This is a genomic window from Achromobacter deleyi, assembly GCF_013116765.2.
In the GTDB taxonomy this organism is placed as follows: domain Bacteria; phylum Pseudomonadota; class Gammaproteobacteria; order Burkholderiales; family Burkholderiaceae_B; genus Achromobacter; species Achromobacter deleyi_A.
In genome coordinates, this window is sequence record NZ_CP074375.1 from 3,133,316 (window position 1) to 3,148,800 (window position 15,485).

Annotated in this window: 13 protein-coding genes and 3 tRNA genes; 8 read left to right on the top strand and 8 right to left on the bottom strand. The window is 65.0% G+C overall.

Annotation, left to right across the window (positions count from 1 at the left end):
* Window positions 1-668 precede the first annotated feature (668 nt).
* Together HLG70_RS14075 and scpB are read right to left on the bottom strand one after the other, a co-directional pair.
* A complete protein-coding gene (locus HLG70_RS14075) occupies window positions 669-2,513 on the bottom strand; it encodes a pseudouridine synthase (protein WP_171663345.1) in 1,845 nt (614 codons plus the stop codon).
* Between the two features lie 35 nt (window positions 2,514-2,548).
* Complete coding sequence (gene scpB / locus HLG70_RS14080) at window positions 2,549-3,670, bottom strand: SMC-Scp complex subunit ScpB (protein WP_171663346.1); 1,122 nt, start codon at window positions 3,668-3,670, stop codon at window positions 2,549-2,551.
* A gap of 62 nt (window positions 3,671-3,732) precedes the next feature.
* Between scpB and HLG70_RS14085 the strand changes: the two genes are divergently transcribed.
* Window positions 3,733-3,809: transfer RNA gene (locus HLG70_RS14085), tRNA-Met, on the top strand.
* A gap of 898 nt (window positions 3,810-4,707) precedes the next feature.
* Here HLG70_RS14085 and HLG70_RS14090 read toward each other — a convergent pair.
* The 3 genes from HLG70_RS14090 to HLG70_RS14100 form a co-directional block, all read right to left on the bottom strand.
* Entirely contained in the window at window positions 4,708-5,613 is a 906-nt protein-coding gene (locus HLG70_RS14090) for a LysR family transcriptional regulator (protein WP_171663347.1), read from the bottom strand.
* 106 nt (window positions 5,614-5,719) lie between these two features.
* Complete coding sequence (locus tag HLG70_RS14095; RefSeq protein WP_171663348.1) at window positions 5,720-6,721, bottom strand: CobW family GTP-binding protein; 1,002 nt, start codon at window positions 6,719-6,721, stop codon at window positions 5,720-5,722.
* Window positions 6,722-6,831: 110 nt separating this feature from the next.
* Window positions 6,832-6,907: transfer RNA gene (locus HLG70_RS14100), tRNA-Asn, on the bottom strand.
* Window positions 6,908-7,120: 213 nt separating this feature from the next.
* Between HLG70_RS14100 and HLG70_RS14105 the strand changes: the two genes are divergently transcribed.
* From HLG70_RS14105 to HLG70_RS14120, 4 genes are all read left to right on the top strand, one after another.
* Window positions 7,121-7,196 (top strand) — tRNA-Thr (locus HLG70_RS14105).
* 146 nt (window positions 7,197-7,342) lie between these two features.
* Window positions 7,343-8,002 (top strand): response regulator, encoded by a 660-nt coding sequence (locus tag HLG70_RS14110; RefSeq protein WP_171663349.1) that lies wholly within the window; start codon window positions 7,343-7,345, stop codon window positions 8,000-8,002.
* The gene (locus tag HLG70_RS14115) at window positions 7,999-9,327 is read left to right on the top strand and encodes an ATP-binding protein (RefSeq protein WP_171663350.1); all 1,329 of its coding nucleotides are present in this window, start codon (window positions 7,999-8,001) and stop codon (window positions 9,325-9,327) included. The genes HLG70_RS14110 and HLG70_RS14115 overlap by 4 nt, the downstream gene beginning before the upstream one ends.
* A 64-nt stretch (window positions 9,328-9,391) precedes the next feature.
* Window positions 9,392-10,837, top strand: coding sequence for a DegQ family serine endoprotease (locus HLG70_RS14120; RefSeq protein ID WP_171663351.1), 1,446 nt, complete (start codon window positions 9,392-9,394; stop codon window positions 10,835-10,837).
* A gap of 13 nt (window positions 10,838-10,850) precedes the next feature.
* Here the strand turns inward: HLG70_RS14120 and maiA are convergent, their stop codons facing one another.
* Genes maiA through HLG70_RS14135 form a run of 3 tightly spaced genes read right to left on the bottom strand, consistent with a single transcriptional unit; the run spans window position 10,851 to window position 12,998 of the window.
* Window positions 10,851-11,495, bottom strand: a complete 645-nt coding sequence (gene maiA / locus HLG70_RS14125) for a maleylacetoacetate isomerase (protein WP_171663352.1) — start codon at window positions 11,493-11,495, stop codon at window positions 10,851-10,853.
* A 49-nt stretch (window positions 11,496-11,544) separates the two neighbouring features.
* A complete protein-coding gene (ispH, locus tag HLG70_RS14130) occupies window positions 11,545-12,522 on the bottom strand; it encodes a 4-hydroxy-3-methylbut-2-enyl diphosphate reductase (protein ID WP_171663353.1) in 978 nt (325 codons plus the stop codon).
* A complete protein-coding gene (locus tag HLG70_RS14135) occupies window positions 12,522-12,998 on the bottom strand; it encodes an FKBP-type peptidyl-prolyl cis-trans isomerase (RefSeq protein WP_171663354.1) in 477 nt (158 codons plus the stop codon). Before HLG70_RS14135 ends, ispH begins: the two co-directional genes overlap by 1 nt.
* Window positions 12,999-13,047: 49 nt before the next feature.
* Here HLG70_RS14135 and radC point away from each other — a divergent pair, with 49 nt between their 5' ends.
* The 3 genes from radC to kynA all read left to right on the top strand — a co-directional run bounded on the left by radC (window position 13,048) and on the right by kynA (window position 15,437).
* Window positions 13,048-13,725, top strand: a complete 678-nt coding sequence (radC, locus tag HLG70_RS14140) for a RadC family protein (protein ID WP_171663355.1) — start codon at window positions 13,048-13,050, stop codon at window positions 13,723-13,725.
* A 90-nt stretch (window positions 13,726-13,815) separates the two neighbouring features.
* The gene (gene kynB / locus HLG70_RS14145) at window positions 13,816-14,442 is read left to right on the top strand and encodes an arylformamidase (protein WP_171663356.1); all 627 of its coding nucleotides are present in this window, start codon (window positions 13,816-13,818) and stop codon (window positions 14,440-14,442) included.
* Window positions 14,443-14,588: 146 nt separating this feature from the next.
* Complete coding sequence (kynA, locus tag HLG70_RS14150) at window positions 14,589-15,437, top strand: tryptophan 2,3-dioxygenase (RefSeq protein ID WP_171663357.1); 849 nt, start codon at window positions 14,589-14,591, stop codon at window positions 15,435-15,437.
* The last annotated feature ends 48 nt before the right edge of the window (window positions 15,438-15,485 follow it).

Consider the following 15,485-nt stretch of genomic DNA (forward strand, 5'->3'; position numbering starts at 1 on the left):
CCAGCCCACCGATATTGCGCAGAGCCCAGCCGCTTCCCTACTGCACGTAAGGAGCAATGCTGGGCAGCGCCCTATATTGCGACCTAAATTTTGGCTTGCGCCGCCCTGTCCGCCCCACCTGCTCAATCCAGGTACGGCGGCACTTGCGAACCGTCCGCCGCCAGCCAAGCCCGGCCAGACCAGGCATTGCTGCCTTCGTCCACTGCCTTGCTGCATTGCTGACCTGCGCCCCGACACGCTCTTGCTGCTTCTTGCCCGCACTTTGCGGGGTAGCGGCACGCGCCAAGAACACTTATACAAACAGCGCCCTGCGACACGCCAGCACAAAAAGCCGTGCGCCCGATCAGCAGAAACGCTGCCGGCGTACTTTTTACAAGAAGATGCTTTACCGAAAAGCGCGCTGTGCAACTACCGTGGCCACTACTGCACTTGCTGCTGCAGCCACTACTACCGTAGTCATCTACGCAGTTACCTGCGCGGTTAGCCACGCAGGTAACGATAAAGCGCACTCAATAAAGCAGTGCCTCTGGCAAAAAGCAAAGACGCGAAGCCATGAAAACCATTGATTTTACCAGATAAACTGGAAAAACGCCTGATTCGTCACGGGCTTACGCTTATATGGGACACATCGGACCCGGCGGCACGACCTGCGCGCCGCCGCAGGACGATCAGCGGCCCTGACGGCCTCGTCCACCACCCACGACGCCAAGACGGGATTCATGCGCGGAAGCGCCACGGGGCTGCCAATCATCACCGCGAGGCGAGGAGTCGCTGCGAGCCGCGCCGCTGCGGGGCGTGCGCGGCTTGCCGCCAGCACCCGGCCCCTTGTTGCCGCCCGCGCGCGGACCTTCGGCCTTATTGCCACCCGAACGCGGACCTTCAGCCTTGTTACCGCCACGGCCGCCCGACGCCGGCTTGCCGCCGCGACCGGCACTTGCGCCGCGCGCACCTGCGGGCTTGCCACCCGCCGGCTTGCCGCCGGCAGGCCGGCGCCCGGCGCCTGCCGGAGCATCCGCCACATTGCCGACCGCGACGTTGCCCGAGGCCACATTGCCGGCCGGGCCGTTTGCCGCCGCAGCGCGCTGACCGCGCGGCTTGCCGCCGGGTTTTCCGCCCGGCTTGCCACCCGGTTTGCCGCCAGGCTTGCCGCCGCCTGCCGATCTGGCGCCCGCAGGCTTGCCACCCTTGCGATTGCTGAAAGGATTGTCAGTGGCCAATGGGTGACCATTGGCATAGCCGCCCGCGATCATCAGGCCCGTGCCGAAGGGATCGGACGGACACGCGGCCGCCTGGCCTGCGCTACCCACACCGCCGCCTTGCAACTTGCCGCGGCGTCCGATCCGGGCGCCATTCATGCCATTGCGATCCATGGTGCCAAACCCGGGGGGCAAGGCGCTGTCATGCGATTGCGGCTGCTTGGAGCGGCGGCGGTTGCCGGACGCGTCGTCGTCTTCGCGCAACAGTCCCAACTGAACCATCAGCGCGGTGACCAGAGAGCCGTCCAGCTCTTCCCAGCGGCCGCGGCGCAGCGTGCGCGGCAGCACCACATCGCCGAAACGGGTGCGGATCAGCCGGCTGACGGTGACGCCCACGGCCTCGAACATGCGGCGGACTTCGCGATTGCGACCTTCCTGCAGCGTGACGCGATACCAGCGATTGCTGCCGTCGCCGCCCAGGTAATCCAGCGCGCCGAACGCGGCCAGGCCGTCTTCGAGCTCGATGCCATCGACGAGCGACTGGCGCTGCGCCTCGTCCATCTCGCCCAGCACACGCACCGCGTACTCGCGTTCGGTGCCGTAACGCGGATGCATGATCCGGTTGGCCATGTCGCCCGAGGTCGTGAAGATCAGCAGGCCTTCGGTGTTCAGGTCCAGACGGCCAACGGACAGCCACTTGCCGGTGCGCAGCTTGGGCAGGCGCGCAAAAACGCTGGCGCGGCCGCCCGGATCGTCATGGCTGACGATTTCGCCGGCGGGCTTGTGATACAGGATCACGCGCGGCGGCTTCTTCGTGTTCACGCGCATGATGGGCTTGCCATTGACGCGGACCTGGTCATTGGGACCCACGCGCTGGCCGATGTGGGCCGGCTCGCCGTTGACCGACACGCGGCCCGCGACAATCAGCTCTTCCATTTCGCGGCGCGAACCGATGCCGGCGTCGGCCAGCACCTTGTGCAGCTTGGGCATGACAGCTTCGCTGTTCAGGTACTTGCCCAGGCGCTGCTCCATGCGGTCCGCCTTGTCCAGGTACGCCAGTGCCTGCTCGGCTTCTTGCTCGCCGCCACGGGAGTCCGCGGACTCGACCGGAGCTGCTTCAGCCGGCGCGGGCTGGCCTTCGGCCGCCGGCGCCTGCTCGGCCGGAGCATCACCACGGCGGCGGCGGAACGGCGTCCTCAGCTTGCGACCGCGCCCACGGGCACCGGCCTCGCCTTCGGCTGCCGGCTCACGCGCGGCGGTGGATTCCGGCTGGCCGTTGGAAACGGTGTCGTCCGAACGGGGGTTGTCGTCCTGCATTGCTGTATTCGTTGTCACTGGGACAGCTCCGAATTTCAAACTTGGGTAGGCCTGCCGGGAGCAGGCGCGTCATCATCTGGGGACGCCGAATCCCGTCCGGACTCAAGCCGCTCAGAGTCCGCCTCTTTAGACTCCGCCAGGGCGGAATCGGGGTCGGGCTGAACGGCCTCGCCAAGGCCGAAGGCGGGCTCATGCCCGGCGGCGCCAGGCGCCACGGTATCGGTCTTGTCAATCGGGTCGGTCGGTTCCGCGTTTGCGTTCTCGACACTTTCCTTTGCAGCACCGGCCTCAGGGGCATCGGCGGCCATATCGGAAATGTCGTTGCCGGCCATGTCGTCGGGAAAACCGGACAGGGACGGAGTATTGGACAAGCCTTCGGCTTGCTCCCGGACGGTGGATTCGTCTGCGGGATCCGCGCCTTCTTCTGTGCGCGAAAGCAGGGATTCTACGCTATCGACCGGGGCTATGGTTGCATCGTCTTCCGAAACAGACAATTCCGCAACCGGGAAATTCTCAATATCGCCTGTCCCGGCATCCGCAGGCAACGCATTTTCGCCTTCCACGGGCGGCGCGCCCTCCCCCAATACCTGCTGCACTTCGCCCAGGTCCAGCCCCGCCAGCGCGGCGGCCGCGTGCGCGGACTCCAGCGGCGGCAGCTCGTCCAGTGCGCGCAAGCCCAGATCATCCAGAAACTGGCGCGTGGTGCCGAACAGCGCGGGACGCCCCGGGGCATCGCGGTGACCGATTACCTCGATCCAGCCGCGGTCCTCGAGCGCCTTCACGATCTGCGACGAGACCGTCACACCGCGAATGTCCTCGATATCGCCCCGCGTCACCGGCTGGCGCCAGGCCACGATGGCCAGCGTTTCCATCACGGCGCGCGAGTACTTGGGGGGCTTCTCGGGGCTCAGCCGCTCCAGGTAGCGCTGCATGCGCGGCCGGCTCTGAAAGCGCCAGCCCGACGCCAGCTGCACGAGCTCCAGGCCGCCGTCGGCCCAGTTGCTTTGCAGCGTCTCGAGCAACGCCCTCACTGCGCTGTTATCGAATTGTTCATCATCTCCGAACAGCTTGCGCATATCGGAAAGTTGCATCGGCTGCACCGCGCATAAAAGCGCGGTTTCCAGCACGAGTATTGCCTCGCTATCGTTCATCGACATTCAAATTCAAAAAGGGCTAACTTGCGCAAGGTTGAAAATAAGGTTAATATTCTTTTCTCAGACGCGGGGTGGAGCAGTCTGGCAGCTCGTCGGGCTCATAACCCGAAGGTCGTAGGTTCAAATCCTGCCCCCGCAACCAAATTGACGAAGGCCTGGCGAATGCGCCGGGCCTTTTTCATTTGTGCCTGCAAAGAGCAGGGAAAAACCAGTCGCAGAGGCGCCCGTAGAGGCGACTGCGGAGCCGACTACAAAGGTGACGGCGGAGCCGACCGTGGCCCCAACCACGGAACCCAGACGCAAAACCAGCCCGATCAGGGCGGAAAACGCGGGCACGGAAAACGCGAGCGACGAAACTGCGGGCATGAAATTAGCGGGAACGGAAGCCGCGCACGCACCCACAGTTGCCCGGACCACCCCATAGGCGGGTCCACAACAAACGATGTTGGCTTGCGAAGTTATCACTGGTTTCCTGTTTTACCGCCGAGCTTGCCACCAAACTTGCCACGACAGGCCAGGCCAAACACCTGAAGATCCGTAAGCCTGAACACCCCACCACCCAGACGGGCCGTGGCTGTGCATATGGAACGGATTGCCTGCCGCGACACGAATCGCGGCAAACGCCTTAAGCGAATTCTGGAAAAGCTGGCGCCCATCGCGCCGGCACCAATCGTCAATATGGCTGCGGAATACGCCGGAACCTCCGGCGCCATCTTCCCGCGGGAATTGATAGCAAAGACTAGAATCGTCAGGCATCGACCATTGCGGCACGGCGGACTAGCCACCACCACATCAGACCAATGCGTCTCCCCTTGCGCATGCGAAGACCAGCTCCGCCATGCGTCGGCCCGTCACCAGGCCGGACTTGCGATTATTAGGTGTTTTCTAAGGTCACATGCTAGCGGACATCGGCTTGCCGCGAACGCCTTCCACGGAAAAACTCCCTGGCGAGCCGTGCCAAACACGCTGAAACAGCCCGCAAATTATACCGCCATATACCCCGGCCTCAAGCCGGCAGGCGCGCAGACACCCAGCAACAACTAGGCCGCGGGCCTGTCCCACGGCGCAGACCCAAGCCGCTCCACCAGAAAATCCAGCATCGAACGCAGAATCAGCGGCATCTGGCGGCGCGAGGCATAAACGCCATAGATCCCCAGTTCCTGCGGCTTGCACAGCGGCAAAATGGCTCGCAAACGGCCTGACGCGATGTATTCGGCGGCGTAGTAGGTCGGCAACATGGCGATCCCCGCGCCCTCCACCGCCGCACGCGCCAACACCGACACCTCGTTGGCGCTGATGTTGCCGCTGACCGGCACATCGACGGGCTCGCCGTCGCGCTCGAAACGCCACAAGCTCTTGCCGAAATATGAGTGGGTCAGGCAGTTGCGCAACGACAGATCCTCGATGCGCGCCGGCACGCCCTCGCGCGCCAGGTAATCAGGCGAGGCGCAAACCACCGAACGGCAGACGGCCAGCTTACGCGCGATCAGATTGGGGTCCAGATCATTCGTGATCCGCACCGCCAGGTCCACCCGCTCCTCCACCAGATTGACCGCGCGCTCCACCAGCATCAGGTCCACGGACGTGCCCGGATGCAGCTTGACGTAATCCGTGACCGCGCTGGCGAGATGACGGGAGCCAAACGACATGCTCGTCGTGATGCGCAACAGGCCGCGCGGCGTGTCTTCGGGGGTGGATACCGCATTGCGCAGATCGCCCACCATATCCAGCATCTGCCGGCAGCGGGGCAAGGTTTCCGCCCCTGCGGGGGTCAGGCTGAGACGCCGCGTGGTGCGGTGCAACAGACGCACGCCCACCCACTGCTCCATCTCCGCCAGGTAGCGCGACACCATGGCGCGCGACATGTCCAGATGAACCGCCGCCGCCGACAGGCTTCCCCGGTCGGCGACTTCCACGAACACCTGCATGGCTTTCAGACGATCCATGATTGTCTCGATTTTTGCACCAGACCGTACCGGTTATACCGTATTTCCGTGCAACATCAGCAACGGAATATCGGCCAATGAAACGGGGTCCTTCCGCAATGAACGCTCAGACGGGCGACTGCCCAAGCGCCTCGAGCACGGCGCCGCGCACCAGCTCCACATCCAATCCGCGAATGATGTAGACGAGCCGCGATTCGCGACCATCGTCCGGCCACTGCGTCAAGGATCGGATCGGATAGAGCTCGCCGTGCACGCCATGCACTTCGCAAGGCAGCGCCTCTCCTTCGAAGCACACCAGCCCCTTCATCCGCAGCACGCCCGCACCGAAGCGCTCCTGGATAAGCGAAACGCCCGCCAGGAAGGCCGCGCGACCTGGCGGCGGCGAAAGTGTCAGCGAAAAACTGGCCACATGCGCATGCCTGCCGGCGCCCGGCCTGGAAAATGCCTGCAGCCAATTCGCCGTGGCCACTCCATCGCGTCGCGCATGCGCATCCGGACCCACTCGCAACACGTCGGCAAGCGGCGCATCCAGGCGCTGCACGCAGCGCCGCGCGCCGGGGTTGATGGCGGCAACGGCCCGCTCGACCCTGCCCAACCGCAACGCATCGGCCAGGTCCGATTTGCTGAACACCACCGTATCCGCAAGCGCCAACTGCCGCGCCGCCTCGGGCTGCGAGGCCAGTTGCTCTTCCCCGTGGGTCGCGGCCACCACCACGATCGCGCCGCGATAGGCATACCGCTCCGAAAGAAAACGGTCGTGTTTCAGTGTGAACAGGATAGGGGCCGGATCCGCCAGCCCGCTGGTCTCGATCAGCACATGCCGGAACGGCTTGATCCTGCGGCCGACGGCCAGCATGAACAGCTCGCGCAGGGCATCGACCACCGCCCCGCTGACCACGCAGCACAGGCAGCCGCCCTCGACCAGCACGACGTTGTCGCGCGCCAGCCGCACCAGGTGATGGTCAACGCCAATGTCGCCGTATTCGTTGACGATGACGAGCGCATCGGCATAGGCCGGATCATGCAGCAGACGATTGAGCAGCGTGGTCTTGCCGCTGCCCAGAAAACCGGAGATCACCGTTACGCCGATGCGCTTATCATCTTCCATGTGGGTCGATCCGATGGCGAGCGCCTGAGATTGCGCGCAAGTATCCGCAAAAAAGACTGGCGGAAAACCAAAAGGGCCACTCACTTGCGTGAATGGCCCTGAAATTCTTTTGGCTCCCCGAGCTGGGCTCGAACCAGCGACCTGCGGATTAACAGTCCGTCGCTCTACCGACTGAGCTATCGGGGATCTGCCAAGAACGAAATTATGAACGAAAAATTCAGAGGATGCAAATCCAGATTTTTTTTGAGAGTTTTGAGCTTCTGGTTTCCCATCTCAAAAAAACTCTGATATGATCTCGGTCTTTCCAGATCGGGCCCCATAAAAGGCAGCGAACTGGGAAGACAAAGATGTTTTGCTTACCGCTTTCCGGCCTGGTCCAGAAACAAAGCAAATGGTCTTGCCGGCATAGCTCAGTTGGTAGAGCAGCGCATTCGTAATGCGAAGGTCGTAGGTTCGACTCCTATTGCCGGCACCAAATTTCAAAAAGCAGCCCTTCGGGCTGCTTTTTTCATTTCCGCGCCCTCTCAAGCGACGCAGCCCTCCCCGCTCCAGACAGACGCCCGGGAACTCCTGCCGGCCGCCGAGCGTCCAACATCCTGGACCATCCAAGCGGACACAACCATGCGCATCCTTCTCGTCGAAGACGACATCATGATCGGTGAAAGCGTATTGGACTGCCTGCGCGCGGAGCACTATGCCGTTGACTGGGTCAAGGACGGCAACGCCGCCGAACTAGCGCTGCGCACCGACACCTACGACCTCATCCTGCTGGATCTGGGCCTGCCCAAGCGCGACGGCCTGGCGCTGCTGCGCGATCTGCGCGCGCGCAAGGACCGCACGCCGGTGCTCATCGCCACCGCGCGCGACGCGGTCAGCGACCGCATCGCCGGACTGGACGCGGGCGCCGACGACTACATCGTCAAGCCCTATGACGTGGACGAGCTGCTGGCCCGCATGCGCGCGCTGATCCGCCGCAGCGCCGGACGCGCCGAACCTGTATTCGAACACGAAGGCATCACCATCGACCCGCAGTCCCATGCCGCGATGGTGGATGGCGCGCCCGTGGCGCTGACGGCCCGCGAATGGGCCGTGCTGGAGCCGCTGATCGCGCGGCCGGGCATGATCTTCTCGCGCGCCCAGCTCGAAGAAAAACTCTACAGCTGGAAGGACAGCGTCAGCAGCAACGCGGTTGAGGTTTATATTCATGGCCTGCGCAAGAAATTGGGTCAGAACCTGATCCAGAACGTCAGAGGCGTCGGCTATGTCATCCCCAAAACATGAGCATTCCGCTTAGCTACTCGCTGAGAGCCAGGCTGCTTTTCTTTCTGCTGGCCGCCATCGCGGTCGGCGCGCTGGTGCAAGGCGCAATCGCCTATCGCAGCACCCTGGCGCAAGCCGACGATATTTTTGATTCGCTGCTGCAACGCACCGCCCTGTCGCTGGGCACCGGGGACGGCCTGCTCAGCACGGGCCCGACCCACGCCCGCGGCGCGGGTTCGCCCGTGGCCGATGACCTGATCATCCAGATCTGGACACCCGACGGCGTACGGGTCTTCAATTCGCGTTCGCGCCTTCCGCTGCCCAGCCAGATCGTGCTGGGCTTTTCCGACGCCAGGCTGGAAGGCGGAACCTACCGCGTGTATTCGCTGGCCACGCCGTTCCAGGTGATCCAGGTGGCGCAGGACATGGGCGTGCGCACAAACATGGCGCGCGCGCTCGCGCTGCGCACCGTCGCGCCCATCGCGGCAGCCGCGCCACTGTTGATGCTGATCATCTGGTGCGTCGTCAGCTGGTCGCTGCGCCCGGTCAAGCGGGCGCGCGCACAGGTGGCCGCGCGCCAGCCCGAGGATCTCTCGCCCGTCGCCGTGCAGGGCCTGCCCGACGAGATCCGCCCGCTGGTCCTGGAACTAAACCTGCTGCTGGAGCGCATGCGCGGCGCGTTTGCGCAACAGAAGCAATTCGTGGGCGACGCGGCGCATGAGCTGCGCTCCCCGCTGGCGGCGCTGCGCCTGCAAATGCAGGCACTGCAACGCGCCGGCGACACCGAGACACGCGAACTGGCCGAGCAGCGGCTGGCCGCCGGCATAGACCGCGCAACACGCCTGGTCGAGCAACTGCTGTCCATGGCCCGCTACGAAACCGCCGCGGAGCAAACGCCCGCCGAACCGGTCGACCTCGCCGACGTGCTGCGCCAGGCCCTGTCGGAGACCCTTACCCAGGCCAACGCCAAGTCGATCAGCATCGACCTGGCCGGTGCGCCGCAGGCGCGGGTGCAGGGACATCGCGATGCCCTGGTCCTGCTGGCCCGCAACCTGCTGGATAACGCCATCAAGTACTCGCCCGCTGGCGGACGGGTCAGCCTGCGCCTTGAACAGGCGGCGGGCCGGACCTCGCTGCTGATCGACGACCAAGGCCCCGGCATTGCGCCGGCAGAACGAGAACGCGTGTTCGACCGCTTCTACCGCGCCGAGGGCAATACGCAGCACGGCAGCGGCCTGGGGCTGGCGATCGCCCGCGCCATCGCGGACCGGCACGGCGCGACCATTACCCTGGAAGACACGCCCGCCGGCCATGGCCTGCGCGCCCGGGTGGATTTTTCCACTTAAGTTTCACCTAAGTGTCAGGCCCGAAGATAGCGCCATGTCCTTAAACATGAACGCAGGAGCCGACATGAAGACCAAGCAAATGAAACCCTCGCGCCTCGTCCTGGCGCTGCTGGCCGCCGGCGCCATTGGCGGCGCGGGCGCCACCGCCTTGACCGGCGGCGTTTCGATGGCGGCCGACGCGCCGGCCGTCGCCCCCTCCTCACAGGCGATCAGCACCTCCAGCCCGCCCAATTTTGCGCAGATCACACGCGACTTCGGTCCGGCGGTGGTCAACATCAGCGTGAGCGGCACGCGCAAGGTGTCCGCCGCCGACAGCGACGACCCCCTCGCGCAGTTCTTCGGCCAGATCCCCGGCTCCCGCGGCCGCGCCCCCGCGCGCGAAGTGCCGATGCGCGGCGAAGGCTCCGGCTTCATCGTCAGCCAGGACGGCATCATCCTGACCAATGCGCACGTGGTCCAGGACGCCAAGGAAGTGACCGTGAAGATGACCGACCGGCGCGAGTACAAGGCGAAGGTGCTGGGCGCGGATCCGCAGACCGACGTAGCCGTCATCAAGATCGAAGCGAAAAACCTGCCGGTGGTGAAGGTGGGCAACGTCGACAAGCTGCAGGTGGGCGAATGGGTGCTGGCCATCGGCTCGCCCTACGGCCTGGAAAACACCGCCACCGCGGGCATCGTCAGCGCCAAGGGCCGCTCGCTGCCCGACGACACCTCGGTTCCCTTCATCCAGACGGACGTGGCGGTCAACCCCGGCAACTCCGGCGGCCCGCTGTTCAACGACCGCGGCGAAGTCGTGGGCATCAATTCCCAGATCTACAGCCGCACCGGCGGATTCCAGGGCCTGTCGTTCTCGATTCCCATCGACCTGGCCTACAAGATCAAGGACCAGATCGTTGAGCACGGCAAGGTGCAGCATGCCCGGCTGGGCGTGACGGTGCAGGAAGTGAACCAGGACCTGGCCAACTCCTTCAAGCTGGATTCGCCCTCGGGCGCGCTGGTGTCCAGCATTGAGAAGGGCAGCGCGGCCGAAAAGGCCGGCCTGCAGCCGGGCGACGTGGTGCGCAAGATTGACGGCAAGACCATCGTGTCCTCGGGCGACCTGGCCTCGACCATCACGATGGCCGCGCCCGGCGAGAAGATCAAGCTGGATGTGTGGCGCGCCGGCGCCCAGAAGGAACTTGTCGCCACTTTGGGCGGCGCCCCGAAGGACAAGACGCAGGCTTCGGCGGATGACCAGGAAGTGCGGCCGGGACAACTGGGCCTGGCGCTGCGCCCCCTGAGCCCGCAGGAGCAGCAGTCGTCGGGTTCCGAAGGCCTGCTGATCGAGCGATCGGCGGGACCGTCCGCCAAGGCCGGCATTCAGCCGGGCGACGTGCTGCTGTCCCTCAATGGCGTGCCGGTGCACAACATCGGGCAGGTCAAGGAAGAGCTGTCCAAGGCGGGCAAGACCGTGGCCCTGCTGGTCCAGCGCGGAGAGGACAAGATCTTCGTGCCGGTGCAGGTCGGCTAAACCGGCCCGCGCATCACTCCGCGTCGGGCTGCCTGCCCGGCGCGGCCGCCTCGAATGCCGGCAGCGCCCGGCAAGCCGCGTCGATGCGCACGACGTTCGGCATGGCCGACAGGTCGCAGTCAAAGCGCTGCGCATTGGCCACCTGCGGCACCAGGCACAGATCGGCGATGGTAGGCGTATCGCCGTGGCAGAAGCGGCCCGTGGCGCTGGAGCGGGCCAGTTGCGCCTCCAGGGCTTCCAGCCCCTGATGCACCCAATGCTTGTACCAGGCGGTCTTGGCGGCTTCGTCCACGCCCAGCGTGTGCTTCAGATACTTCAGCACGCGCAGGTTGTTGAGCGGGTGGGTGTCGCAGGCGATGCCCAGGGCCAGGTCCCGTACCCGGGCGCGGCCGATGGCGTCGGCCGGCAGCAGCGGCGTCCCGGGATGCGTTTCTTCCAGGTATTCGATGATGGCGAGCGACTGCCCGATGACGGCATCGCCATCGACCAGCGTGGGGACCAGCGCCGTCGGATTCATCTTGCGATAATCCGCGGACAACTGCTGGCCGCCGTCCTTCAGCAGATGCACGGGCAGATACTCGTACGGCAGGCCTTTCAGGTTCAGGGCAATGCGCACCCGGTACGCGGCCGAGCTGCGGAAGTAGCTGTACAACTGCATGAAGTCTCCTTGATATTCTTCTGGCGCCGCCCGCCCGGGCGGCGCTTGTTCATTCCAGCGATTCCGTCTTGGCCGCCTTGCGGGACAGGCCCTTGGGCAGCGGGAACGCCACGTTCTCTTCAAGCCCCGCCATCTTGCGCACCGAGACGGCGCCCAATTCCTTGACGCGCTCGATCACCTGCTGCACCAGGATCTCCGGCGCCGAGGCGCCCGCCGTCACGCCGATGCGCTTGCGGTCGACCAGCCAGGCCGGATCGATGGAGTGCGCGCCGTCGATCAGATACGAGGCGACCCCCTTGCGTTCGGCGACTTCGCGCAAGCGATTGGAGTTGGAGCTGTTCGGACTGCCCACGACCAGAACAAGATCACATTCCGGCGCCATCACCTTGACCGCGTCCTGGCGGTTCTGGGTGGCATAGCAGATATCGCTCTTCTTGGGCTCGGCAATGCTGGGAAAGCGCGCCTTGAGCGCCTGCGACACCGCCGCCGCGTCATCCACCGACAGCGTGGTCTGCGTGACGTAGGCCAGGTTTTCCGGGTCAACCACTTGCAGGCTGGCCACGTCGTCCACCGTCTCGACCAGATACATGCCGCCCTGAGCCTGGCCCAGGGTGCCCTCGACCTCGGGATGGCCCTTGTGGCCGATCATGATGATCTCGCGGCCGGCAGCGCGCATCCGGGCCACCTCGATATGCACCTTGGTGACCAACGGGCAGGTGGCGTCGAACACCTGAAGTCCGCGCGATTCCGCCTCGGCGCGCACCGCCTTGGACACGCCATGCGCCGAGAACACGACGATGGATCCCGCGGGCGCATCATCCAGTTCGTCGATGAAGATGGCGCCCTTTGCGCGCAGATCCTCCACCACATAGCGGTTGTGGACGATCTCGTGGCGCACGTAGATCGGGGCTCCATGCAGCTCGATCGCACGCTCGACGATATCGATGGCGCGATCCACGCCCGCACAGAAGCCGCGCGGTTGCGCCAGCAGGACTTCGGCGTCGGGGGCGGTTACGGCCTGGCTCATCAAAGAACTCCCAGCAGCGCCACGTCCACTTGCAAGCTGATGCCCGCGAGCGGGTGGTTGAAATCAAACAGGGCCGACTCATCGTCGATTTCTTTCAGGACGCCGGAATACCGCCCGCCGTTGGGCGCGGCGAATTCCACCAGGTCGCCTGGCTCGAATGTGGCGTCCGCGCCCGCGTGCTCGGCGAGCATCGCGCGCGTCACGCGCTGGATGAGTTCGGGGTTGCGGTCGCCATAGGCATCGGCCGGGGCCACCGTGACGCTGAACCGATCGCCTTCGGCGCGGCCGATCAAGGCCGCCTCCAGGCCGGGCGCCCATTGGCCGCTGCCCATTTGCAGCGTGCCGGGCCGGCCGTCGAAGGTATTGGCAAACACGGAATCCTTGCCCGGCCCGGAGGCCAGGGTGATCCGGTAATGCAGCGTCAGGTAGGAATCCGGACGGACCAAAACGTTCACTTCGTTAGAGGCGATGCTCAAGATCTGCCACCGTATGGAGATTAGGTAAACCTTGATTTTAGAGCCTCTTATGAAATTGTCCGTCCGGCTGTCAAAACATGAGCGTCCCCGAGAGCGGCTTTTGCGCCACGGGACCGCCCCGCTCCAGGACGCGGAACTGCTCGCCATCGCGCTGCGCACGGGCATTCCGGGCCTGAACGTGGTGGATCTGTGCCGCAATCTGCTGGACAGATTTGGGGGGCTGCGGGGCCTGCTGGGCGCCCCTCCAGAGGAGCTGATGACCATTCCCGGATTGGGGTCGGCCAAGGCCTGCACGCTGGCCGCCCTGCTGGAACTGGCCCGCCGGGCCCTCGAGGAAGACCTGGCCCGCGACAGCCCGATGAATCACCCGGCACGAGTGAAACAATATTGCAAGACCGCGCTGGCGCACCAGCAGGTGGAACATTGCATCGCCCTTTACCTGGACAACCAGTTACGCCTGATCGCCACCGGGGAACTGGCCCGCGGCACGCTGTCGCAAGCCGCCGTCTACCCCCGGGAAGTGGTGCGCGAGGCGCTGCGCCACCACGCAGCCGCCCTGATCGTGGCCCATAACCATCCGTCGGGCCTGGCCGAACCCAGCGCCGCCGACCATGGCTTCACCCGGCACCTGAAGGAAGCCCTGGCGCTGGTGGACGTCAAACTGGTGGATCACCTGATCGTGGCCGGGGGCACCGTGGTCTCCCTGGCCGAACTGGGCTGCCTGTGACCCCCAGGCGCGCCGGAATTCGTTAGACTACCGTCCGTTATTGCTTTAGGCTTAACCTAATTCCGCCCCCGCGACTCTATTGCGCCCGACATGAAACGCCTGTGGGATATTTCCCCGCCCGTCTCCACGGCTTCGCCTGTTTTTCCAGGCGACACGCCGTACCGCCAGCAATGGAAGTGGTCGCTCGCGCCCGGCTGTCCGGTCAATGTCAGCGAGATCACGCTGTCGCCGCACATCGGCGCGCATGCGGACGCCCCGCTGCACTATCAAAATGGGGCGGCGGCCATCGGAGCGGTCTCGCTCGAACCTTTCCTGGGCCCCTGCCGCGTCATCCATGCCATCGATTGCGGCCCGCTGATCACCCCGGACCACCTGGCGCATGCCGCCCTCAATCTGCCGCCGCGCGTGCTGGTGCGCACCGCCAAGCATGCCGCGCAAGACTGGTGGACCGACGATTTCTCGGCCTATGCGCCCCAGACGATCGAATGGCTGGCCGAACGCGGCGTCATGCTGATCGGGCTGGATACGGCCAGCATCGACCCCGCGTCCAGCAAGACCCTGGACAGCCACCACACGATCTTGCGGCACGACATGCGGGTACTGGAGAACCTGGTGCTTGATGAGGTGCCGGAAGGCGATTACGAGTTGATCGCACTGCCGTTGGCGCTGGTCCAGGCTGATGCCAGCCCGGTTCGCGCGGTCTTGCGCGAGCTGTAGGCTGATTCGCCGGCTCTGGAGCGGCTGACAGGACTCGGCCGCTCCTCTTTGTGAACCACGACCATGAGAAACGATTTCGCGCCCGACTGGCGCGCACTGCCCGCATCCGCCCGCCGCGCCGCGCCCCCCGCCCACGGAGGACGCGCATGAGCCAGACCGAACGCCCCGAAGACATCGTCCACCAGGAAAAGGCGCAGCTCGACTTCGCGCGCGACATGACCTATGGCGACTACCTGCATCTGGACGAACTGCTGGGCGCGCAGCACCCGCTGTCGCCCGAGCACAACGAGATGCTCTTCATCATCCAGCACCAGACCAGCGAACTCTGGATGAAGCTGATGCTGCACGAGCTGCGCGCGGCCATCGCCAACCTGGCAGCCGACCGCCTTCAGCCCGCCTTCAAGATGCTGGCCCGGGTCAGCAAGATCATGGAACAGTTGGTCCATGCGTGGGACGTGCTGGCAACTATGACGCCGCCCGAGTATTCGGCGCTGCGCCCTTACCTTGCGCGCTCCAGCGGATTCCAGAGCTACCAGTACCGCCAGGTCGAATTCCTGCTGGGCAACAAGAACGCAGCCATGCTCAAGCCCCATGCGCATCGTGCTGACCTGCTGGCCCAGGTGCAAAGCGCCTACGAAGCCCCGTCGCTCTATGACGAATCGCTGCGGCTGCTGGCCCGCCACGGCATTGACGTGCCCGCCGACCGCCTGGAACGCGATTGGACGCAGCCCTACCAGTCTTCCGCAGGCGTCGAAGCCGCCTGGCTGGCGGTCTACCGCCAGACCGACCGCTATTGGGACCTGTATCAGCTTGGAGAAAAGCTGACCGACCTGGAGGACGCGTTCCGCCTGTGGCGATTCCGCCACGTCACGACCGTCGAGCGGGTCATCGGCTTCAAGCGCGGCACGGGCGGCACCTCTGGGGTGGATTACCTGCGGCGCATGCTGGACGTGGTGCTGTTCCCGGAGATCTGGAAGCTGCGCACCGAACTTTGATAGCAGGACGCCAAACCGTCCCCTTATTTTCCGCGGAGCCGGCCCTAT